Source organism: Streptomyces sp. NPDC012835 (genome assembly GCF_042900885.1).
Lineage (GTDB): Bacteria > Actinomycetota > Actinomycetes > Streptomycetales > Streptomycetaceae > Streptomyces.
In genome coordinates this window covers 643,079-665,506 of the sequence record NZ_JBIBBW010000001.1, presented here as the reverse complement: position 1 = coordinate 665,506, position 22,428 = coordinate 643,079, and the positions used below count along the sequence as shown (strand labels likewise).

The following is a 22,428-nucleotide window of genomic DNA, read 5'->3' as shown; positions in this document are numbered from 1 at the left end:
AGTACGTCGTGCCAGGCCGGCCGCCGACTCCTGATACAAGGTCCGCGACCGGTCGCCGGTCACCGGTCCCTGGGCTCCTTCGGCGACAGAAGGGCCAGCAGCAGCAGAACGCCGCCCGCTTCCGGCGCGTACACCGGAGCGTCACTGACCGGGGCTTCGGGTTCGGCCATCGCCATCCCCAATGCCGTGGTGTCCAGGGTGATCTCTTCCTGCCTGATGGTCTGAGAAAGCATCTTGGCTCCTCGTGTAGATGCCATGGCCCTGAGTGGGCCACGCCACGGGTCACCCTAATATTCATCCGACAAACCGGCTAATTGGGAAGGAAATGGACGCACGGTCAGGGAGTCGACCGCCGTCCGTCCTGGATATGGAAGGGGACCGTGGTCACCACGATTTTCGGCAGATGGCGCAGCGCCCGCCGCAGCCGTCCCGCCAGCGGGCTCTGCAGAATCCGGTGCCACCAGTGGCGTACGACGATCTCCGGGATGATGACCGTGATGGTCAGGTCCGGACGCTGGTGGTGCAGCGACTCGATGTAGTTGATCAGCGGCGCCACGATCGCGCGGTACGGGGAGACGACGATCCGCAGCGGAAGGTGGTCGCCCCACAGCAGCCACGCCTCGCGGAAGCGCTCCGCGTCCTCGTCGCTCGGGCTGACATGCAGGGCGAGCACGGGCTGCTGGAGCGAGGCGGCGTACGCCAGGGCCCGCATGCTCGCCTGGTGCAGCGCGTCCACCGGCACGACGGAGAGATGGCGGATCTCCTCCGGGGTGTCCTCGGCCTCCGAGTCCGCCCCGTCCCCCGCCGCGGTCCCGTCGTCCCCCGCCCGCCGGACAGGAGGCGCGGACCGTGCCGGAGTACAGGTCTCGGGAGGCGGCGGGAGCGCCCCGCCGGGAATCTCGATCGTCTGCGGATGCAGCCGCAGCGCCGCGGTCACCCGGTCGTAGTAGCGCCGGATCCGCGTCGTCACGAGCAGGAACCCGAACACGGCCAGGATCGCGACCCAGGCCCCCTCGGTGAACTTGGTGATCCCCGCCGTGATGAAGACGACAGCGGAGAGCAGCGCGCCGGTGGCGTTGAAGCACAGGCTCTTGCGCCAGTGCCGCTCGCGCCCCCGCCACCAGTGCACCACCATCCCGCTCTGCGAGAGCGTGAAGGCAAGGAACACCCCGACGGCGTACAACGGGATCAAGGCGTCCGTCCTGCCCTCGAACGCGACGTAGACCACGGTCGCCGCCACCGACAGCAGGATGATCCCGTTGCTGAAGGCCAGCCGGTCGCCCAGCCGTGTGAAGATCCGCGGGGCGTGACGGTCCCGCGCCAGCAGGAACAGCACCCGGGGGAAGTCGTTGTACGCCGTGTTCGCGGCGAGCAGCAGCACCAGCGCCGTCGCCGCCTGGGTGAACACGTACATCCCGCCGTCGCCGAAGCTGCGGTGGGCCAGCTGGGACAGCACGGTCTCCCGCGACTGCGGCACCACGCCCTCCAGATGGACCATGGCGATGATGCCGGCGAACATCGTCACCAGCAGCCCGACCATCCACGACAGTGTCGTACGCGCGTTGCGCCAGGGGACCGGCTTGAACGCGGGGACGGCGTTGGAGATCGCCTCGATACCGGTCATCGCGGTGGAGCCGGAGGCGAACGCCCGCATCACCAGCAGCAGCCCCACGCCCTCGGCCGCGTGCAGCGACGGTGTCGGCACGGGATGGAAGTCGCGGCCCGCCGCGTGGAAGAGGCCGACGGCCACCAGCGCGGCGATCGCGATGATGAAGGCGTACGTGGGGGCCGCGAACAGCGCGCCCGCCTGCCGGACCCCGCGCAGATTCCCCGCCAGCAGCACGGCGATGATCAGCACGCCGATCAGGACGACATCGTCGCTCAGCCCGGGCAGCGCCGAGGTGACCGCGGCCATCCCCGACGAGACCGAGACCGCGACGGTCAGGATGTAGTCCGTCATCAGCCCGGCCGCGGCCACCAGCCCCGGCAGCCGCCCCAGATTGTCCGTGGCCACGATGTACGAGCCGCCGCCGTGCGGATACGCCCGGATCGTCTGACGGTACGACAGCCCGACCGCCAGCATCAGGAAGACGATGGCCAGTGCCACGGGTGTCGAGTACGCCAGCCCCGCAGTCCCGGCGAGGACCAGCACCGCGATCAGCGCCTCCGGGCCGTACGCCACGGACGACAGCGCGTCCGCCGACAGGACCGGCAGCGCCACCAGTTTGCGCATCCGCTCCCGCGCGATCGCCGTACTGCGCAACGGCGCCCCCAGCACGGCCCGCCGGACGCGCGTGCTGAGCCCGCCGGGCAGCCCCGCGTCCGGCCCGGGCGCCGCGTCCCGCGCCTCCGCCGTGCGCCCGGCCGCTTCCCTAACCCGCGCGGCGCCCCTGCCCGGCGCCCCGGCGAGCGGAGCGATCCGGACGAACCGGCCGAAGCGGGCCGGCACGATCTGGGCCGGCTCGGGGTAGCTGCCGACGTCGGGATCCACCGGCAGAGCGCTGCGCCAGGCGTCGGGTTCGGCGGACACCCGCCCCCACTCCCGCCCCACCTGCCGCAGCAGCACGGCCTGTTCCGCGTCGGTCCTCGGCATCGACATCGGTGGCGCCGCCGAGTCGTCCGGGCCGTGCCCGGTTCCGCCGTCGCTGTTCCGGTCGCCCGGTGCCCCTTGGGTATCCGTCACATCCGCGAGTCTCTGCGGCGGACCGCGCCACGGGTTTCACATCGGCCCGACGACACACGGGCGGCCCCGCCGACAACCCGTTCGGCCCTGGGAGCCTTCGCCGCGGAAGGGAAGGGCGAGGGCCGGCCGCGCGACCCGCTCACCGCGCCCCGGCGCCGTACATCGGGAAGAATTCGAAGGGCGGCCATCCCTCGGGCGCCGTCGCACCGCGACCGGAGCGGGGTGACCCGCGAGCCGGGCCCCGGACGCTGTCCGGGCGGCTCGACGTGGCACTCGACAACGAGAGGAGAGATCCAGGTGAACAGTACGGATCAGGCCGACGACGGACAGCGGCCCGTGGACGAGGTCGTGGTCGCGCTCAGTGGCGGCGCGAAGGAGGACGCGCGCGAGGTGTTCGGCGCGCTGCGTACCGCGTACGGCTGCGACCGTTCCGCCGAGGACGTGCCGCAGGAGGTGCCGGGGGACCGCCCGACCGTCTGGACCGCCACGTTCGACGCGTCGGACGTACGGGCACGGCCGCGCCCCGCCCGGCTGACGGCCCCGGTCGTGCTCACGCTCCAGGGCGGCTACACGGCGGTGGAGAGCCTGCGCGGCAGCCTGGCCTCGGCGTTCGCCGTACAGGTGGTCGGCACGGCTTCGGGCGACCAGGAGGAGGAAGTGCAGCTCCGGCTGGAGAACCGGCCGTGAGCCCTCGCGCCGGCTCTGGTCCGTTCGTGTTGCGGCGGTGCCCCGGAAGGCGCACGCTGGGGTGACCCGGAAGTGATGGCCGCTCACGCTTCGTGCCCGGGGAGTCGTTGACGCCCAACGTGGTGAAGTCCGTTGGCCTTCCTGAAGAGGAGTCCCGCCCATGTCCGTTCCACTCGTGCGTCACTACGTGGTGGAATCGCCCGCCGCCCCGGAGCGCGCGCCGCGCCTGCGGCGCATCGTCGTCGCCCATCTGCGGTACTGGGGGCTGGGGTTGGAGGCCGGGCCCGTGAGCACGGGGCTCGGCGCCCTGCTGGCCAACGTCCACCGCCATGTCGGCGAGGACACCCGGTGCGCGGTCGAACTGCGCTGGACCGGGCGCCATCTCACGGTCTCGGTCGAGGACGAGGGACCCCGGCTGCCCCGGCTCCTCAGCGCGGGAGGCGGCGGGCTCGCCCGGGTCGCCGCGCTCAGCGACAGCTGGGGCACCTGCGCCACCGACCACGGGAAGGTCGTCTGGTTCACCAGGAGCGTGGCGACGCCGCAGGACATACCGCGACGGCCGGCGACGCCGCTCACTCCGGTCGGCACGGTGTGCGGACCGCCGGAGCGCTCCTCGGACCGTTACGTCGACAGCGAGGCGCTCACCTCCGGATGAGCCGCTCCGGACGGGCCGCGGGGTGCTGACTCAGCCGGGCTCGGACCCGGCTTCCGGGTCGTCAGGTACGAGGTGCACCGCGGCCTCCTCCGCCGAGGCGGCGGCGCCGTCGATGCCGACGTCGCTGGCGATCATGTCCTTCTCGGCATCCTCGTGGGCCCCCTCGTCCGGCGCCACCAGCCTGCCCGAGCGTTCGTCGCCCACCTCGCCGTCCAACTCCTCGCCCTCGCCGTACGGCAGGTCCCCGATGCCGTCCCCGACGGGGGCCGCGACGTCGGGCACCTCGACGGCGAGGCGCTGGTCGAGGGACTCGCCCGCCCGCTGCTCGGCCGCCGTCGTCCCCGTGCGCTCGACGCCCAGCGGGCGTTCCGGCGGCGACCAGCCCTCGTCGAAGGGGTCGGCGCCGCGGTCCACGAGGGTGTCCTCGGAGTCGAGGATGCCCTCGTCCTCACCGATCTCGGAGCCGTCCGGCTGGTAGACCTCGTCTCCCGGCACGTCGTCTCCCGGCGCCTCGCTCCTGTCGCCGCTCACGTCTTTCACCTCGTTCGCCACGTTCCGGTCTGCCGCGTACCGTGCCGCGCGGACACCCGGCCCGGGGACGGTTTCGTCCGTCGGATCCACCCTCCCACCTCTCACCGGTGTGTCAAACGGCAGGTGAAACAGCACGTCAGCCGCGAGTCGGTGCAACCGGAGCGACGGTGCGGCCGGCATGGGAGGACCTCGGTCCGGTACGTCGAGCGGGCCCGTCCGGTGGTTCGGTGTGTCCCGATCTGTTTCGTTCCGGGCCACGGGGTACCCGATACCCCACGCACAGACACCGAGCGGAGGAGGAGATCCCCCATGACTGCCCGGCTGACCACGGCACAACTGGAGATCGGCCAGGACGCCGACACGTGGCAGTGGCTGCGTCACGCCGCCTGCGTCGGCGCCGACCCCGAACTGTTCTTCCCCGTCGGGGATTCCGGCCCCGCCGTTCAGCAGGCCGAGCGGGCCAAGCAGGTCTGCCACAGCTGCCCGGTGGAGAGCCAGTGCCTCGAATGGGCGCTGAGCACCGGCCGTACCACCGGAGTGTGGGGCGGTACGGACGAGGAGGAGCGCAGGCGGCTGCGGCGCCGCGCCGACCGGCGCCGAGGCGCGCAGAGCGGCCAGAGCCGGGGCGCCCGCCCGCCGGCCTCCGGCCGCTCGCGCCGGCCCTGAAGCGGCTCGGGACGGTGCGGCCCACGGGTGTACAGGCGTACGAGGCACGGGCGGCGAGCGGCGCGTAGGGGAGACGGCCCGGTCCCGGCCCCCGGCCGGCGCGAGTCGGCCCCGGCCGTCCACCTCCACCACCCGTCCGGCAGCGGGTGCGGTCCCTGCCGGTAGCGCCGGTCATGGCCATAAGGTGGTGCGCCATGAGCAATCTTGATCGCCAGGCCGCCGTCACCGTCTGCGGCGGTCGCGGCTTCGTCGTCGCCGAGCCCGTACGAGAACTGCTGAGCCCACGCCGGGTCCGGCTGGGCGAGTCCACGGAGGTCCGCAGACTGCTGCCCAACCTCGGCCGACGCATGGTCGGCGCCTGGGCCTTCGTCGACCACTACGGGCCCGACGACATCGCGGACGAGCCCGGAATGCAGGTACCGCCCCACCCCCATATGGGCCTCCAGACCGTCAGCTGGCTGCACGACGGGGAGGTGCTGCACCGCGACAGCCTGGGCAGCCTCCAGACCGTACGCCCGCGCGAGCTGGGCCTGATGACGTCAGGCCGGGCCATCTCCCACTCCGAGGAGAGCCCCCGCGACCACGCCCGTCTCCTGCACGGCGCTCAGCTGTGGGTGGCCCTGCCGGACGCCCACCGCCGGATCGCGCCCCACTTCCAGCACCACACCGACCTCCCCGTCGTGACCGCGCCCGGCCTGACCGCCACCGTCATCCTGGGCGCCCTAGACGGAGCCGTCTCGCCCGGCACCACCTACACCCCTCTCATCGGCGCCGACGTGGCCCTGACCGGCGGCAGCGAGGCCCGACTGCCGCTCGAACCCGACTTCGAGTACGCCGTCCTGTCCATGTCGGGCGAGGCCGAGGTCGACGGTGTCCCCGTACTGCCCGGCTCCATGCTCTACCTGGGCTGCGGCCGCACCGAACTCCCGCTCCGCGCGGTCTCGGACGCCGGCTTGATGCTTCTGGGGGGAGAGCCCTTCGAGGAGGAGATCGTCATGTTCTGGAACTGGATCGGACGGTCCCAGGAAGACATCGCCCAGGCGCGCGAGGACTGGACGAACGGGACCCGCTTCGGCGAGGTGAAGGGCTACGACGGCCCTCCGCTCCCGGCCCCCGAACTGCCCGCCACCCGGCTGAAGCCGAGAGGAAGACTGCGCTGAGCCGCTCCTGTGTCGAAACCTGGGCGTGCGTGAGGTGGGCCGGGTGCAGGCCCACCCGTGGTGTCATCGCGCGGTGAAGGTGAATTCGTACATGTCGTTCAGCCCGCGCCGCAGGAAGCCCGCGCACTGCGTGTAATGCGCCACCTGCTTCTCGTACTCCGCCGCTCCCGCGATGGCGACCGCTCGCGTCCTGTTGCGTTTGAGGTTCGCGACGAAGTGTTCCAGGGTCCTGGTGTAGTGGGATGCCAGGGAGCCGGAGACATCGACGTCGAACCCGGCGCGCACACCGTTCTCGACGATCCTCTCCTTGGGGACGACACGGAAGATCGGGCGATCCGCCGTCACGGTGAGCATGACCATGACACCACCGTCCGGCAGGAGCCTGCGGCAGTGGGGGAGGAAGAAGTCCTTGTCCTTGAAGGTCTCGAAGGCGTTGACGCAGATGATGCGGTCGACCGGTTCGGCGAAGTCCTCCCAGGACTGCAGGCGGAAGTCGACGCGCCGCTCCTCCGGGACGCCTTCCTGGGTCCGGACGGCGTAGGCGTGCTGCTCCGTGCTCAGTGTGAGACCGGTGACCCTGCCGTGGTACTCGGCCGCTGCCAGACGAGCGGCCGCCCCCCAACCGCAGCCGATGTCGAGAACCCGGTTCGACGGCTGGATCCGGCACTTCCGTACTATTTCCGCGTTCTTGGACAGTTGGGCATTGTCCAGAGACATGGCGGCGTCCTCGAAGTATCCCGAGCTGTGGTTCAACCCGGAATCCATGTACAACTTGGCATATTCGGTCCTGATCATCATCGGGGGCGCCTCCGTTCGGGAGCCTGGGCAGCGAAAGCTGACGTGTTCGCCAGGGCCCGCCGCGTGCTTGTCTACCCGTCCGGCATCGATATGTCCACCGTGCGTCTGCGCTGTCTCTCCGCCGGGCACCACCCGTCGCCCGGGTCCTGAGCATCGGCGATCCGGACATGCCTATGCCCGGCTCCCCGCCGATTTCCACGTCGGTACCCACCACCGCCCGCCGATACATAACCGAGGCCGTCCGGCCCTCTGGCCTCCCTCACGCCGGCCGTGTAGAGTCCGGTGATCCAATTTCGGCGGACAAGGGCAGGTCCCAAGAGGATTCCTAATAATCTCCGGCCGTGATCCGGGGATCTCCTGCGCACGGCCATCGGTGCTCTTTGGCCACACGGAACGTGACCGGATCGTACGCCTGCCGTTCCGTGCATCGACGAGTTGGTCACCAGCGAAGGGAAGGCGTATGGGGCGATACCGATTCGAAGTGTTCGGCACTGCTGTCTCCCCTCCATCCGATGAGCCTGATCCTTTGCGGCTCATCGGCGCGCATACCGGTAGGGCGGAGAGCCAGGGGCTGGACGGCCTTCTGTTTTTCTACAGTCACAAGACTTTCGATCCCTGGGTGACGGCCGGTGCGGTACTGCACAATTCCAAGACGCTCACGCCCATCGTCGCACTGCAACCCTATGCCCATTCTCCCTTCACCGTGGCCAAGATGATTTACAGCCTGGTGCGACTGCACAAACGACGCATCGATGTGAATCTCATAACCGGAGCCGCCCGGGAAGAACTCGATCAGGTCGGTGACTCCTTGAGTCACGATGAGCGATACGACCGGGCAACGGAGTATGTGCGAATTCTGCGTCAACTGCTCTCGGAAGATCAGCCCGTGACGCACGAGGGGCAGTACTACCGGTACAGAAAACTGCGAACCCACACGAAACTCGATCCGGAAATGCTACCGCGAATCTTTGTTGCGGGGTCATCCTCATCCGGCAAACGTGCCGCCGATGCGATAGGCGATGTCTCGGTCACCCATCCCGAGCCCGTGCGGCAGTTCTCCGAGACCTTCCTCGGCAGTGCGGGCACGCGACCGAAAATCGGAATCCGCATCGGAATCCTGGCCAGAGAGAGCAGGGACGAGGCATGGGCCGTGGCCCATGCAAGGTATCGATCGAATCGCGCTGCCGAATTGCAGACCACCCTGAAGAAGCGATCCGAGTCCGACTGGAGCCGACGCCTCGCTCACCTTTCCTCGCGAGGAGGTGTCCATGATGAAGTGTATTGGACAGGCGCATTTCATTCAGGAAAGGGGAGCATGCCTCTGCTGGTGGGCGGACACGGTGAGGTGGCCGACTACCTGGAGCGCTACCTGTCTCTCGGCGTGGATACGATCATCCTCGGGGGCCCGCTCGATGAAGGAGAGTTCCGCACCACCTCTCGCGTTATCGCCGACCTGAGGAACCGGTGATGTTCCGTAGCGAGTCGGTTCCGTCCATGAGGAGCGCGGTGCCCGCGCTGAACCGCCCGCGTCGCGCCGGCGGCAGGTGCGTGTACCGGTGAGCCACGACCAGGAGTCCCCGGACTTCCGGTGACCGGCTCGGCGGTCGACCACGAGGTGCTTCGTCCACGGCCACGCCGCCAGGCAGCTCTGCGGCGTGCCACGCTCACCGCGTGTCGAGAGGCGAGAAGCAAGGCCCCTCCGCAGGGGGCTGTCCAGGACGCTGCGGACGCCTCGATCACGCCGGCCGCTGTCCGATCATTCCGCTGCCGATGATTCTGCCCGCTCGAACGCCGGGCGACAGGGGGCCACCCGCTCGGTCATCCGCTCATGAATCAGCGCATGATCTCGCCCGGTACCTCGGACCAGATGTCAATCGGGGGGGACGTATCGGAACCGAATGGCGCGGCGACGACCTGTGTGGTCCTGCATTCCGACAACCTCCGCAGCGTTTCACTGCAACCGGTCACTGGCAAAAGTCGCGGCAGGAATCCAGATCACATGGGTTATTCCCCGGTTTCTGCATATGCCGCTTTCATGGATTTGTGAAGGAGTATGATGGCCGATCGGGAAGAGTCCATGGGAAATGATCACAACGTTTCGTTTTCGGCGGAAGGGCGTCGGGCGCCGCTGATGTGGTCGCAGGAGATGTACTGGTACCTCTACCACCTGCCGCTTCCCGTCGTCGACAGCGCGAAGATTCAAATGACCATCCGAATGCCAGGTCCAGGGGTTGCGGAGAACGCAGTGCTGGCGGCTGTCCGGAGGCTGATGTCGCGCCATGAGGCGCTGCGTACCCTGTATCCGACCGATCGGTCCGGTGCCCCTTTCCAGTTGGTACTCGATCGATTTGCAGATCCTCTTCCGATACGCCGGAACGGCAACAGACCGGAAGATGTTCAAGCGGTCTTTCACGCTCTCTTCGTGTCGCCGATGGATCAGGCCGTGGACCTTCCCTTGCGCGTGGGCTTCACGCTGGAGGGGCGACGCGTGGCCACGCTCGTCCTCCTGCTGAATCACATCTCCGCGGACGCGGCGAGTCTGCCTCTCATCCGAGCGGACCTGGAGCGATACCTGAGTTCCCCGAATGAGGCCGACCCGGCACCGACCGACGGACAGCAGGTGAGCATCCAGCCGTTGGCCCTCGCGGATCAGCAGCGATCAGGAATGCGTGATTCCGTGCAGCGCAAGGCTCTGCGGCATTGCGAAGACGTGCTGTCCTCCGCTCCGGCCGCCCAGTTTCCCCGTTTCCGTCCCACGACGAATACGGATCCGCGCACGGGGATCGAGAGTCACTATCGACAGGTCTCCCTCCAGTCGCCGCAACTTTTCTCGGCCCTTCAGAAGATGCGCAGGAATTCCGATTTCAGTGTTCCAGCTCGAATATCCGTTATATTCACTGTGGCCATCGCTGCCATATCCGGAAATCCCAGAGCTGTATTCAAGATGAACCTCTCCAATCGCTTCCGGGAGGTCAGAAAATCCGTCGGCTGCTTCTTTCAGGAGGCGCTGGTGTCCGTGCAGCCCCTCTCGCACCTCACCATCGACGAACTGATGGTCGAAACCAAAAGGCGGATTTTCGTGGCCGCCCGGCACGCCCAGTACTCCTACCTGAACTTCCGGGATCTGAAAACGCGAGTCGAGTCGGAGCGCGGTGCCCCGATCCGGCTGGGCACGATCCTCAACTGCAGTGAAAAGTTCGAGGAGAGGCTGCGGATTTCGGATACTCCGGCCCGTTCCGCGGAAGCGCAACCCAGCAGTTCGATGAAGACGCTCGAGTGTCTGTGGCGCGATGAGTACACCGACCTCTGTCTCAAGAGTTACGCGGTGAACGGAGAGGTGGTTTTGGACCTCATCGCGCACAGGTCCGTGATGGAGCAGGACGAGATCGAGCGGTTGCTGACTGGGATGGAGCAGTTTCTCATCTCCTGGGCGGACGAACCGGATCTGGCGAACGCAACCGTCTCGGAGGTGGTCAGGCGATTCGGGTTGCCGGTCTCGCGGTACGGCGAAGGCTGGGCCTACGTCGATCACAGTTGGGTGAATACGGCGAAGCTGGAACGGATCATCCGTTCGGTCGAGGGAGTCGAGGCTGCTCTGGTCGGCGTGGTGGAACGCCCTTCGCGGGAGCGGGTCCTGGTGGCTCGACTCGTCGGGGAGCCGACCCGTCAGGCGACGGTCCGCGCACGCGTTCTGGCCGCGCTGCGCGAGGAGGCGGACCTCATGTGCCCGCATGAGTTCGTGTGGTGCGACGAGTTGCCGGAGCCCGGCGCCTCGATGCCCGCAGGGACCGGCGCGGCCACAACCACGGCGGACGCGGGTGATGTCCCGGACCGTCCGGCTCTCGGGGCGGGCGACCGCGCGTTTGCCGCCGCTCTGGCGGTCGCTCTGGGCGATGCCCCGATCGATATGGACTCCTCGTACGCACGACAGGGAGGCAGCGCTGTGATGGCGCCGGCGGTGGTGAAGCATTTGGCGCAGCTGGGATTCGCCGGCCCCACCCCGGACGACCTGCTGGGACCGTGGCCCCTGCGCACCGTGGCGCAACTCTGCACCGCGCACCACGACTCGGCCGCCTTCGACGTGGGGTGACCGGGCGTCGGCCCCTTCGGAGGCCACTGGCGTCGAGCTTCCGCGAACTGTTGTGGCGGTCGGATCCCATGGGTCGGCGGGCTGCCTGGTACGGGACGTTCCCTCAGGAGGCCGACGGCAGGCGGCGCTTCGCGGACGCCCGGAAGGATTCGACGGGCCGGCCGGATGGGCGGACGCGGGCGACGGGGAAGGGTCCGAAGACGTTGGAGGCGCCGATGGCCGGGCCGTGATCCCGAATCGCCGGAGAACGTCCTGCTCATCCCCGTCCGGACATTCCTTGATGATTCGTTCCCTTCCGTCATCGGGGTGCGGGTACGAGTCCGTTTCCGATGAGTCGGCCGTCGCTGCGCCATTACGGTAATGGCATCGGAAATTCGGACCTGAATGAGGTCTTGACACGTTGTGCAGCACAACGCGTATCGTCATCTTCATGACGATCGACTCTCTTCCTCCGATGCTGAGCTTTGCGCAACAGTATGAAGATGCCGTTCTCCGCAGGGCGTTCTCGGAAATCGGTTTCTACGTGGATGTGGGAGCAGGTCACCCGGTCGATCACTCGGTGACCAAATATTTCTACGACATGGGCTGGCGTGGGGTCAACATAGAGCCTCAACCGCGTATTTTTGAAGTGTTGACGGAAATGCGCCCCGAGGACACCAATCTTCAGATTGCTGCCGCAGGGCATGACGGGAAGGAAATGTTAAAAATATTCCCTCAGAACTGGGGCTGGGCAACTTTCGATCAGGGGCTGGCCGAGGAGTACCGGAAGCAGGGGCAGTCCGTGCACTCGGTAGAAGTCGAAGTAAGGCGCCTCGACACGGTTCTCGCCGATGTGAACGCGCCTCACGAATTCGGTTTTCTGAAGATCGACGCCGAGGGCTCCGAGAGTGATGTGCTGAAGGGGCTGAATCTCGACGCCTGGCGTCCTCGGGTCATCGTCATCGAAGCGACAAAGCCGAACACGCCGACTTATTTCACGCCATGGGAACCCACCATCACGGATGCAGGGTATACGAGGTGCTTGTTCGACGGCCTGAACAATTATTACGTCGACAACGACCACCCCGAACTGCATGACGTGATGGCGGTGCCCTGGAATGTTTTCGATAATGCCATAGCGTATGAGGCATGGCGGCACTACGGTCAGGCCAGGCGTAATGAATTCTTGGACTATCATCGAAATCGTGGTGAAGAAGTCGCCCACCTGACCGCCCATATGGCCTGTTAGCGTTTCGTTCATTGCGCGGCGAGACGGCCGGGGCCCGCTGCCCGTTCTCCGTCCCCGGTGCAGGTGAGTCGTCGGAGAGCGCCGTACCCGGCCTGCGGATCGTAGGGAAACCGTCACGTCCGGCTTGCCTGTTCAGGGCATCCTGCTCGCCTGACACGACCGCCCCACCACAGGCCGTGGCGGGGCGGTCGCGGTATAAGAGGCGGGTCAGTGCCGAATGAGATCTCCGACGGTCACGGGCGGTACGTGGCCCGTGACCGGGGTGGTCCGTGCCAGGGAAATACCGACATCGACCAGAGACGACCGGCTCAGCCCGGCCACCGCGTCGAACGGTGTCCATACGGATTCGGCCGTTTCGCCGTTCGGTTCGGGCCGAAACTCGCCGCCGGTGATACGGACCTGATAGAAAATCCCGATGTTCTGGTGTTTGACGCCCGCCCGTGCGAATTCGGCGGGAATCACCCGCGAGTCCACTCCCAGCAGGCGCTCGACCACCGACTCGCAGCCGGTCTCCTCCGCGACTTCCCGGATCACCGCGTCGAACGGATCCTCGGCATGCTCCACCCGGCCGCCGGGAAGCGTCCAGGTGCTTTCCCCATCCGGCCCCACATGGCGTGCCAGCAGGACTCGGTCCTCTTCTACGCATACGGCATAAGCCGCCAATCGGAAACTCATTCCAGCACCTTATCGAAATTCTCTGCGCCCTGCACCGTCGACGACGGATAAAAGAGGCGTCGGTATATTTTTGCCGGGTATCACACACGACAGAGGGCCACGCCTGACACAATGCGGGCACTGAGCACTGCGACGGGAACTTCATTCCGCCGACGAGTCGCGCTCTCCACAGGCGGACATCATTCCCGCAGGTGTCACCACGATGTCGCAACCGTGCGCTGCGCGCGACTTTCAGGAGATCCGCAAGGGAGCGGGAGGCGGCCCGCCGGCCAGCACCTCCCGGACGAGAGCGACGAATCCGGGCGGACGGATCACCTCGGCGGAGGCGGACAACTCCTCCAGCGGCCACCACCGGGCCTCTTTGATGACGCCGCGCTCGTTCTCGGTGAGAAAAGCACGGGTCGTCACGGTCTCTTTGCTACGGCAGAGGAAGTAGCGTTCATGGCTGTGTACCCGCCCCTGCTTGGGCAGATCCAGCTCCAGCTCGCGCAGCCACAGCTCCGCGCCGATCTCCACCCCCGTCAGACCGGTCTCCTCGTGTACCTCCCGGACGAGCGCCGCTTCCACGCTCTCGCCCTCGTGCACGCCGCCACCAGGGGTCACCCAGTAGTGCAGGATGTGCGGATTGGCCGGGTCGACCGGTGTCGTGTCCTCCGCTCGCAGCAGTAAGACCTCGTCCCGGTCGTTGAGCACCAGCCCCCGTGCCGAGCGCCGTACACGCATGATTGTCCTGTCTTTCCGTTGTGGGTCTGAGCCGGTGGCTCCCGCGGATCGCCCAGCGAGCCGGTCCCGCGGGATGGTTCGTGCCGGTCGGGTACTCGGGTGTGAGGGCCTCGGGCGCGATGCGGCCGGCCCCGCACCGGCCCCGCCACACGACAAGTGCCGGGGACGCTGCTCCGTCACGAGAGATGTCACCACAGGTGGCTCCCCACCATGACGGCGGCCCGGTCACGCATCGGAAAGCCTCCCTCTCGTCAGGTCTCGACGCCGGCGTGCCGCCGAAGCTCGGCCGCGCCTGCCGCCACCTTACGGAACGCCTCCGCGAACCCGGCGAGCCTCTCCGCCGACAGCGGCCGCGGGTAGGCGGGCAGCCGCCAGGCGGAGGCCACGTACCCCTCGCTGCGGGGCAGTTCACCGGCGCGGTACAGATGGCGGTCCGGGGCGACGGCGAACGTCTCGATGCCTGTCTCCGCGTGGGTGAAGAACGCCTCGCGGTGCAACGGCTGCGACGAGGGAACGGTAGCCGGCACACCCTCCGCCCGCAGCGCCTCGATGAACACCGAGCGGGGCAGACCGCCCCAGGCCGCCGGGTCGTACAGCGGCTGATAGCTGTAGCCGGCGTGGCGTGTGACATGCGTCTGTCGCGGCGCCGGGTCGAGACCGGGTGTCTCGCGCAACAGCTCGTCGAAGGCGGCGAAGGTGGCGGCGCGCCAGTCGAGATGCTGGTCGAGCCGTTCCATCTGACCGAGCGCGAGCGCCGCCCCCAGCGGGTGCATCCGGTAGTTGAGGCCGTAGCCGAGTTTCGCGAAGGGCACCCGCCGCGGTGTGCGCACCTCCTGCTCCGAGCGGGCGGCGAAGTGGCCCAGCATGACCGCGCGTTCGTACGTGCAGGTGTCGGAGGTGACGAGCATTCCGCCCTCGCCCGCCGCGACCAGCTTGCGCCCCTGAAGGCTGAATGCCGCGACGTCGCCGCGGGTGCCCACCTGCGCTCCGGCGCTCGCCGCGCCGTGTGCCTGCGAGCAGTCCTCCACCACCTTCAGACCGTGCCGCCGCGCGAACCGCATGGCGCGCTCCATGTCGACCGGGTGCCCCGACAGGTGGGTCACCACCATCGCCCGCGTGCGCGGCGTGACGTGCCGTTCCGCGTCGTCGAGATCGATGTTGCCCGTGTCCGGCTCCGCGTCGACGAGCACCGGTGTCGCGTTGCACGCCACGATCGGCATGACGGTGGCCAGGTACGTATAGGTCGGCGCCAGCACCTCGTCGCCCCGCCCCAGGCCCAGTCCGAAGAAGGCGGAGTGCAGCGCCGCCGTGCCCGAACTGGTGGCCAGCGCGTACGGTCGTCCCAGCCGGGCCCTGAACATCGACTCCAGTTCGGCGACCAAGCCCTCGCTGGCGTCGTAGGAGATCTCGCCCCGGCGCGCGGCGTCCGCGACGCGCGCCACATCGGCCTCGTTGATGAGGGGCCATCTCATCGTGACGGGTTCAGGGAGGGCGGGTTCTCCGCCGAAGAGGGCCAGATCAGTCATTCGTGGACTCCTTCCGCCCCGCGGCCGCCGCCCGCAACACGTCGACCAGGGCGCCCGGGTGCGGCCGCCGCACCCGGATCAGTACGACATCGAGGGGCGCCAGGCGCCGGAACAGTTCCTCGTTCGCCCGGCGCTGCGCCCGGTGCACGGAGAGCGCGTACCAGATGACCGACTCGCTCCCGAGCGCGTGCCGCCAGGACTCGGTGTTCCCGGCCGCCCACAACGGCTCCCGCCGCCACGCGCGGCTCAGCGTCCGGCGGACCAGGCGCGGCAGGCTGACGCGAAGCGGCGGGTCGATCCAGATGATCGCGTGGGCCCGGTTCGCGTGGGCGGCGACCGCGCCGCCGTACTGGCCGTCCGCGATCCAGGCCGGCCCGTCGAGCAGCCGTGCGACCGTGCTGCGGAACGTGTCCGGGTCCTCCGGCTGCCAGCCCGCCGCCCAGAAGGGATCGTCCAGTTCGACGTACCGGAGATCGAGCGCGGTCGCCAGCTGCCGGGCCAGGGTCGACTTCCCGGCGCCGGGCGTGCCGACCACCCAGAAGCGTCCGCGTCCCGTCACGGCAGCTCCAGCGCCGTGACGAAACGCTCCGCGTCCGCCCAGTCCAGGTCCTCGGTCAGCTCGAAGAGCGGCCCCGCGGCCGGTCCCGCCTCGATGTACGGGTCCCCGGCCGTCCACGCCACCTGCTTCGCGGAGAGGCCGGCCGCCAGCAGCCGCCGGCCGAACGCCGTCTCCTCCGGGAGGATCGCGGCGCCGCCGCCCGAGAAGTAGCGCACGATGGTGGCCATACCCTCGACCGCGCCGGGCGAGACGTGCACGGCGTTGTGGCGGGTCGATATCCGGCCCAGCCCGAGCGTGCCGGCTTCCCGGAGCAGGATGCCCTTCAACGACTCCGGCTCCGCCTCCAGCGGGTCGGTCGCGCCGATGAGCGTGCGCCGGATCACCGGCAGTGTCAGGTCCGACCAGCACTCCAGCAGGGCGATGGCGCCGCCCGCCGTGGTGAAGTGCGCGATCTGCTGCGGGTGGAACGGGTTGAGGATGGCCAGGTCCTCGCCGTCGACGTGTGCCCGGATCGCGTACGTGCCGGTGCCCAGCTTCGTCACCGGTCGGTTGCGCGTCAGCAACTCGAGCGCGAACGGGGTCATTTCCGGGCTCTCGCCGAGGAGTTCGTAGGCTCCGACCACTCGACCGCCCGCGGCGCGGAAACGGGGGTAGGCCGCGTCCAGCCGCGTCACCGCCGCCGGGGTCAGCCCGGCGAGACCGGTGCGGGCGATGCGGTTCAGCGCCGGGTAGTGCGACTCGACCACCGCGTGGCGCGCCACGAAGGAGCTGGACAGGACGCGGATCGCGCCGACGCCGACGCCGCGGTCGGCCAGCACGCCCAGCACACGGGCGAGCGGTCGCTCGCCGTCGCCGGACGGCGGGAGCACCAACTCGGGCTTGAGCATGACCAGGAACTGATGCCGGTCAGGCGAGGGGGCCGAGGCGTACGGACGCACCCAGGTCTCGATCTCCGCTGACGGCTCGGCGGCGCACCGTCGGACGACGGCGGCTATCTCGGAGGCGAGGACACTCACCACATCGTTATCCCGTCGAACACGAGCCGGCGGGTCACATCACCCATCGCCGCGAGCCGCTTGGTCACGAGGGCGTGTGCCTGCGCGCTGTGCTCCTCGTCCACCTCCCCGTGCACCTCGACCACCACTTCGTCCGGCTGGTCGAGACGTGCCTCCTTGGACGTGAAGATGTGCGTGTCCACCGGCAGGCCGAGGATCTCGCTGATCTCCTGGGCCAGCTGATGGGCGAGAACGCCGTACAGCTTGCCGGTGTGGTCGAGCGGGTTCTTGCCCGCCGGTGCCTCGATGCTCATCGACCGCATGGGTGTGATGAGGCCGTTGAGCCGGTTGCCCCGCCCGACGACGCCGACGTCGCCGGTGTCCGCCACCGAGCCGAGCGCGGTCAGGTACGGCCGGTTGTTCCGGTCCGTGGGGTTGAACAGCAGATCGGGCACGACGCCGAAGGCCGTTTCGAGGAATCGCGCGACCTGCGCGCGGCATTCGGCCTTGCGCCGCAGATACGTCTCCATCGAATCGATGTGGCGCGCCAGGAACGGCATGTTGACGATCATGCGGTACTCGTCGTCGCGGCGGCTGCCGAAGACCTTCACGTCCCATCCGGTGTCGGGGTTGGCCGCCTTGAAGTCCGGACCGTTGATGAGCTGTTCGGCGCCGTAGACCATGGCTTCCAGCGTGCTCAGCGGGTAGTAGCCGTGCAGCAGGTTGCAGTCGTTGGACACCAGGCTGGTGTCGCCGATCTCCGTCAAGTCGTCCAGGTCCCGGGGGCGGTAGCGCGAGTGGCCGCGTCCCGAGCCCTGGTGGTCGACGATCTCGCACCGGACGGTGAGGTGACGCTCCGGGACGAAACCGGTCGTGACCTCCGCGAGGGTATCGGCGGCGGCCCGGAAGAGGATCTCTTCGAGCGGAATGGGCCGGTCGCCGAAGCGGTAGGCGCCCTTGCCCGCGTACAGCACGGTGTAGGGCTTCGTCAGCTCGCCCTCGCCGAAATCGATGGTGGCCTCACCGCCGAAGAGGAGGACCTTGTCGAACCAGTGGTGGGCGACCCGGCCGAAGTGCTCGACGCAGTACCGCGCGTAGTATCGCGACGCGCGCTCGGCTATCGCGTCGCACATCGTGTCCGGGTGGCCGACACCCTTTCTTTCCACGAGTTCGTAGGCCGGATCACCGCCCCTGTCCTGCGGTACGGACGTGATGGACACATAGGTTTCGGGCACCGGATTCTCTCCAGGGTCGGGGCGAAGAAAAGGGATGCTCTTACAGGGGGAGCGCGATCCGGCGGTGTCGCTCGAAGACGTACCAGTGCCGGTAGCCGAGGTCGCGGAGTGTGCGGCGGACTTCCGCCTGATCCTCGCCGATCCGCTCCGGCGTGTGCGCGTCGGACCCGAAGGTCACCTTGACGCCGTGATGCGCGGCCATCTCCAGGACGGCGAGGTCCGGATACCAGCCGCCGCACGCCTTGGTGCGGCCGGACGTGTTGACCTCGATCACCACGTCGGCGTCGGCGATCGTCCGCAGCATGCGCTCCGTGGCCGGTGTCGCGATGGACGACATGACCGGGCACGCCGCCTTCACCACGTCGATGTGGCCGAGGATGTCGAAGAGGCCGCTGCGGGCCGACTGGGCCACCAGGTCGCAGTACTGCTCCTTGGCCCGCAGCAGATCGTCCTCGGTGGAGCCTGCCCAGCGCTCGGGCCGGAAGAGGTCCACGCCGTCCATCACGTGCACCGACCCGATGACGTAGTCCAGGTCGTGGCCCGCCAGCGCTTCGCGGTAGAGCCCGGCGTGCTCGGGGAAGAAGTCGGACTCGACTCCGATGAGGATGCGGATGCGGTCCGCGTACTCCTCGCGCAGACGCCGGGCCTCGGTGATGTACCGGGGGAACTCGCTCTTCGCCATGGCGACCCACGGACGATGATGGTCCTCGGGCTCCGCGAAGAACGGCGTGTGGTCGGAGAAGCCCAGCGTGTGCAGTCCGGCGTCGATCGCGGAGCGTACGTAGTCCCGGAGCGTGCCCTGCGCGTGCCCGCACCGCTCGTGATGAGTGTGGAGATCGAACATCCGCGATCAGTCCCGGGCGACGCTGTCGACGTACGCGCGGAACTGGCGGGTGCCGACGGACTCCGTGGCCCCGACACGTGGGTTCTTGAAGAGGAAGGCGCAGGCGTCGTGGATCGAGCCGGCGTGGCCGTGTTCGGTGGCGGTTTTCGCGACGCGCACCGCGTTGACCAGTGTGCCGGTCGCGTTCGGGCTGTCCTCGACCTGCATCCGGATGTCGAGTGTGAGGCTGGAGTTGAGGATGGAGGTCGCCTCGACACGAATCATGCAGACCTTCTCGTCGCCCAGGTACCGCACGAAGCCGTTGGGTCCGGCCGAGACGGTGCTGGCATCGATGCCGGCCGCGTGCAGCGCGCTGCGCTTGGTACGCATCTTCTCGGCGGCGCGCTGGGGATCGGCGAGGTTCAGGAAGTCGGTGTTCCCGCCGACGTTGAGCTGGTAGGTGTTCACGACGGGGAGACCGCGTGACTGCAGCAGTTCGATCAGCGCCGTGTGCAGCGTGGTGGCGCCCAGATGGCTGCGGAGGTCGTCGCCGAGGAGCGGCACTCCGCGTTCGGCGAAGGCCGCCGCGAGCGCGGGCTCGTGGACGACCGGCTCGGGGGTCGCGTTGATGAAGGCGACCCCGGCCCGCACCGCCGCGCGGGCGTAGGACTGCACGGCCTCGGTCGCACCGGTCGGAAGGAGACAGACCAGCACATCGGCGCGGACCGAGGTGAGGCGGTCGGCGACATCGTCGATCGTCGCCTGCCGGCTCGCCGGGTGCGGTTCGACGACACCGACCAGGTTGCCGCCGATTCCGTCGAGCAGCGGACCGGGCTCGACGGAGACGCCTGTCGGCTCGATATCGGTGTGCAGCACCGCGGCGACCGGCGGTGTGACAGCCGCCTTCGCGAGGTCGAGGCCCACCTTCCGGCTGTCGACGTCGAAGGCGGCGACGAAGCGCATGTCGCTGACGAGGTAGCCGCCGATGCGCTCGTACATGATGCCGTTGAGCGCCGTGCCGTCCTGCCGGACGAAGTCAGCCGTCTGCACGAGACTCGAAGCACAGGAGCCTATACCCGCGAGGGCAACTCTGATTTCGCCCATGGGTCCTCTCCGACCGATGAAAACAATGAAGTGGAAAGCTGTACCGGACGACGGACCGGTCACATCGCTGTGTAACCGCCGTCGATCATCAGGTTCTCCCCGGTGATGAAACTGGCGTCATCGGACAGGAGGAACGCGATGGGGCCCGCGATCTCCTCGGGGTCCGCAACTCTCTTCAACATGTGCCGACCGCCGATTTCCGGGTCGTCCTCGGCCTGTTGACGGGACATTTTCAGTACCTCACGGTGAAAGCGCTCGTTGTTGGCGTTCCACACCGTTCCCGGATTGACGGCATTGACCCGAATCCGCTGGTCAGCGAGGTCCAGAGCCATACAGCGGGTCATGTTCGCCACGGCAGCCTTCGCCGAATTGTAAAGAACGTAGCCCGGCTGCGCAATATGTCCGGAGATCGAGGCGATGTTCACGATCGCACCGCCCTGCGCGGCCATGTGCGGCGCGACATGTTTGACGCACAGCGCTTGTCCCATGATGTTGACATCATTGCTGCGGCGCCACTCCTCGACCGTGGCTTCCACTCCACGCATGACGAATACCGCAGCACAATTGACCAGGTAATCTATCCGGCCGAAACGTTTCATCGTTTCCTCGACCGCGGCGGCAACCTGTTCTTCGACGGACACGTCCACCGAAGCGTGCCATGCGCGGCCGCCCTCGGCGGTCACCTCGGCCGCAGCCGCAGGACCGAACTCCGGATGCATATCGGCAATCGTGACGGTGACGTCTTCCTTCACCAGCCGATTGACCACTGCCCGGCCGATGCCCTGGGCGCCGCCCGTGACAACGGCGACCTTCCCTTCCAACCCTCGCATGGCGGGCCTCCTTTTTCTGACTGATGGGCGTTCTGCGCCGCCAGTACGGAATATAGGTACCGATCTCCGGGGGACGGTATGCATGGATGTCGTGACCCCGCGATCTTCTTGCTCTTTATTTCACCGGCGAAACGCGTGGAGCCGGATCGGACGGGACGCGGAACAGATGGAGCCGACGGTGTGAACGGCGCAGGGCGGAATGAGATATTCGGCGTCGGCACATCCCCGGATCGAACGGGCCTGCGTCAGTTCGCTCATATGGAGTTCGCGGGCACGGACGGGCCCCGGACGGGCCCCCCACGCTGCGGCCGGCCCAGCCACGCCTCGGGTGCCGGACTGCCGCATCCGGCCGGAGGGAAGAGCGCGTCGAGCCGGTCGAGAACCTCCTTGTCGAGCGTCACCGACAACGCCCGTACCGACAGTTCCAACTGCTCGGCGGTTCTGGGCCCGATGAGGGGGGCGGTCACTCCCGGCCGCCCGAGCAGCCAGGCCAGCGCCACCACCGAGGGGTCCTGCCCCAGCTCCGCGCAGAGGTCCTCGTATCCGGCGATCGCGCGCTTCCCGCGCGCGAGATCGCCGGCGACGCGGTCGCTCGTGGAGCGGACCGTGGCGTGCGCGGCCCGCCTCCGCAGCACACCGGACAGGAGGCCGCCGTGGAGTGGTGACCACGGCAGAATTCCGAGTCCGAGTGCCGAAGCGGCGGGGACGACTTCGAGTTCGGCATCCCGGACGAGGAGGTTGTAGTGGCACTGCTCGGAGACCAATCCGAAAAGGTGTCGTGCCTTCGCCGCTGCCTGTGCGGACACAAGATGCCAGCCGGCGAAATTACAGGACCCGGTGTAGCGCACTTTGCCCTGGGCGACGAGCGTCCCCATGGCTTCCCAGATTTCCTCCCACGGGGTGGAGCGGTCGACGTGATGCATCTGGTAGACATCGATCCAGTCGGTTCCGAGCCTCTTCAGGGAAGCATTGCACGCTTGAATGATATGGCGCGCCGAAAGGCCCCGGTCGTTCGGTCCTCCGGCAGTACGGCCATATACCTTGGTAGCCAGTACCACCTTGTCACGGCATCTGCCGCGGCGGGCGAGCCACCGTCCTATGAGCGCCTCTGTCCCGCCGGGAACGGCTTTGCGTCCGTAGATATCGGCCGTGTCGAAAAAATTGATTCCAAGACCGAGAGCGTGGTCCATCATGGTGTGGCTATCGGGCTCGGCGACATGCGATCCGAAATTCATGGTACCGAGGCCGAGTCGGCTGACGGCGAGTCCGGTGTGTCCGAGATGCGTGTATTTCATCAGCTCCTCGCCGTCAATGTTTATTCCGGAGACGGCCGTTACCTGTGATGGCCATCCAGGTGAGCAATGAAGAGTGTTGCATTGCTCCTGTGATTGGACAAGACCTTCAAGCCGGGAGGCCCGTCGAGGCTATCCAGCGAGACGGCGCATGGTCTAGAGTCTCGC

Annotated in this window: 21 protein-coding genes; 7 read left to right on the top strand and 14 right to left on the bottom strand. The window is 67.9% G+C overall.

Translation table 11 applies throughout. The features are described from left to right. Window positions 1-59: 59 nt before the first annotated feature. Window positions 60-233: a hypothetical protein gene (locus tag ACFY6S_RS02740; protein WP_388821802.1), complete on the bottom strand. Its 174-nt coding sequence runs from the start codon at window positions 231-233 to the stop codon at window positions 60-62. Window positions 234-337: 104 nt separating this feature from the next. Continuing rightward, window positions 338-2,599 carry an APC family permease gene (locus tag ACFY6S_RS02735; protein WP_388822895.1) on the bottom strand — a complete coding sequence of 754 codons (2,262 nt, stop codon included), beginning with the start codon at window positions 2,597-2,599 and terminating at the stop codon, window positions 338-340. A 381-nt stretch (window positions 2,600-2,980) separates the two neighbouring features. On the opposite strand from ACFY6S_RS02735, the gene ACFY6S_RS02730 reads away from it, so the two are divergent. Beyond that, window positions 2,981-3,370: a hypothetical protein gene (locus tag ACFY6S_RS02730; RefSeq protein WP_388821800.1), complete on the top strand. Its 390-nt coding sequence runs from the start codon at window positions 2,981-2,983 to the stop codon at window positions 3,368-3,370. A 160-nt stretch (window positions 3,371-3,530) separates the two neighbouring features. After that, a complete protein-coding gene (locus ACFY6S_RS02725; RefSeq protein ID WP_388821797.1) occupies window positions 3,531-4,025 on the top strand; it encodes an ATP-binding protein in 495 nt (164 codons plus the stop codon). Between the two features lie 30 nt (window positions 4,026-4,055). Here the strand turns inward: ACFY6S_RS02725 and ACFY6S_RS02720 are convergent, their stop codons facing one another. Beyond that, window positions 4,056-4,556 (bottom strand): DUF5709 domain-containing protein, encoded by a 501-nt coding sequence (locus ACFY6S_RS02720; RefSeq protein ID WP_388821794.1) that lies wholly within the window; start codon window positions 4,554-4,556, stop codon window positions 4,056-4,058. A gap of 309 nt (window positions 4,557-4,865) precedes the next feature. Here ACFY6S_RS02720 and ACFY6S_RS02715 point away from each other — a divergent pair, with 309 nt between their 5' ends. Continuing rightward, a complete protein-coding gene (locus ACFY6S_RS02715; protein WP_388821792.1) occupies window positions 4,866-5,222 on the top strand; it encodes a WhiB family transcriptional regulator in 357 nt (118 codons plus the stop codon). Between the two features lie 194 nt (window positions 5,223-5,416). Continuing rightward, window positions 5,417-6,382, top strand: coding sequence for a pirin family protein (locus ACFY6S_RS02710; RefSeq protein ID WP_388821789.1), 966 nt, complete (start codon window positions 5,417-5,419; stop codon window positions 6,380-6,382). A gap of 63 nt (window positions 6,383-6,445) precedes the next feature. Here ACFY6S_RS02710 and ACFY6S_RS02705 read toward each other — a convergent pair whose 3' ends face one another. Then, window positions 6,446-7,147 (bottom strand): class I SAM-dependent methyltransferase, encoded by a 702-nt coding sequence (locus tag ACFY6S_RS02705; RefSeq protein ID WP_388822893.1) that lies wholly within the window; start codon window positions 7,145-7,147, stop codon window positions 6,446-6,448. 514 nt (window positions 7,148-7,661) lie between these two features. Between ACFY6S_RS02705 and ACFY6S_RS02700 the strand changes: the two genes are divergently transcribed. From ACFY6S_RS02700 to ACFY6S_RS02690, 3 genes are all read left to right on the top strand, one after another. Then, complete coding sequence (locus tag ACFY6S_RS02700) at window positions 7,662-8,648, top strand: LLM class flavin-dependent oxidoreductase (protein ID WP_388821786.1); 987 nt, start codon at window positions 7,662-7,664, stop codon at window positions 8,646-8,648. Between the two features lie 588 nt (window positions 8,649-9,236). Continuing rightward, window positions 9,237-11,270: a condensation domain-containing protein gene (locus tag ACFY6S_RS02695; RefSeq protein WP_388821783.1), complete on the top strand. Its 2,034-nt coding sequence runs from the start codon at window positions 9,237-9,239 to the stop codon at window positions 11,268-11,270. Window positions 11,271-11,700: 430 nt separating this feature from the next. Beyond that, window positions 11,701-12,498 carry an FkbM family methyltransferase gene (locus ACFY6S_RS02690; RefSeq protein WP_388821780.1) on the top strand — a complete coding sequence of 266 codons (798 nt, stop codon included), beginning with the start codon at window positions 11,701-11,703 and terminating at the stop codon, window positions 12,496-12,498. Window positions 12,499-12,705: 207 nt separating this feature from the next. On the opposite strand, the gene ACFY6S_RS02685 is transcribed toward ACFY6S_RS02690, so the two are convergent. From ACFY6S_RS02685 to ACFY6S_RS02640, 10 genes are all read right to left on the bottom strand, one after another. Then, on the bottom strand, window positions 12,706-13,173 hold the full coding sequence (locus tag ACFY6S_RS02685) for an NUDIX hydrolase (RefSeq protein ID WP_388821777.1): 468 nt from the start codon (window positions 13,171-13,173) through the stop codon (window positions 12,706-12,708). Between the two features lie 231 nt (window positions 13,174-13,404). Beyond that, entirely contained in the window at window positions 13,405-13,896 is a 492-nt protein-coding gene (locus ACFY6S_RS02680; protein ID WP_388821774.1) for an NUDIX hydrolase, read from the bottom strand. 251 nt (window positions 13,897-14,147) lie between these two features. Next, window positions 14,148-15,422, bottom strand: coding sequence for a DegT/DnrJ/EryC1/StrS family aminotransferase (locus tag ACFY6S_RS02675; RefSeq protein WP_388821772.1), 1,275 nt, complete (start codon window positions 15,420-15,422; stop codon window positions 14,148-14,150). Next, a complete protein-coding gene (locus tag ACFY6S_RS02670; RefSeq protein ID WP_388821769.1) occupies window positions 15,415-15,981 on the bottom strand; it encodes a hypothetical protein in 567 nt (188 codons plus the stop codon). The genes ACFY6S_RS02675 and ACFY6S_RS02670 overlap by 8 nt, the downstream gene beginning before the upstream one ends. After that, a complete protein-coding gene (locus ACFY6S_RS02665) occupies window positions 15,978-16,997 on the bottom strand; it encodes a hypothetical protein (protein WP_388821766.1) in 1,020 nt (339 codons plus the stop codon). Before ACFY6S_RS02665 ends, ACFY6S_RS02670 begins: the two co-directional genes overlap by 4 nt. Then, entirely contained in the window at window positions 16,994-18,211 is a 1,218-nt protein-coding gene (locus ACFY6S_RS02660; protein WP_388821764.1) for a methionine adenosyltransferase, read from the bottom strand. The genes ACFY6S_RS02665 and ACFY6S_RS02660 overlap by 4 nt, the downstream gene beginning before the upstream one ends. A gap of 40 nt (window positions 18,212-18,251) precedes the next feature. After that, window positions 18,252-19,055 (bottom strand): histidinol-phosphatase, encoded by an 804-nt coding sequence (locus ACFY6S_RS02655; protein WP_388821761.1) that lies wholly within the window; start codon window positions 19,053-19,055, stop codon window positions 18,252-18,254. 6 nt (window positions 19,056-19,061) lie between these two features. Beyond that, window positions 19,062-20,084, bottom strand: a complete 1,023-nt coding sequence (locus tag ACFY6S_RS02650) for an inositol-3-phosphate synthase (RefSeq protein WP_388821758.1) — start codon at window positions 20,082-20,084, stop codon at window positions 19,062-19,064. A gap of 113 nt (window positions 20,085-20,197) precedes the next feature. Next, window positions 20,198-20,968 (bottom strand): SDR family NAD(P)-dependent oxidoreductase, encoded by a 771-nt coding sequence (locus tag ACFY6S_RS02645; protein WP_388821754.1) that lies wholly within the window; start codon window positions 20,966-20,968, stop codon window positions 20,198-20,200. A gap of 254 nt (window positions 20,969-21,222) precedes the next feature. Then, window positions 21,223-22,161 carry an aldo/keto reductase gene (locus tag ACFY6S_RS02640; RefSeq protein ID WP_388822891.1) on the bottom strand — a complete coding sequence of 313 codons (939 nt, stop codon included), beginning with the start codon at window positions 22,159-22,161 and terminating at the stop codon, window positions 21,223-21,225. Window positions 22,162-22,428: the final 267 nt, after the last annotated feature.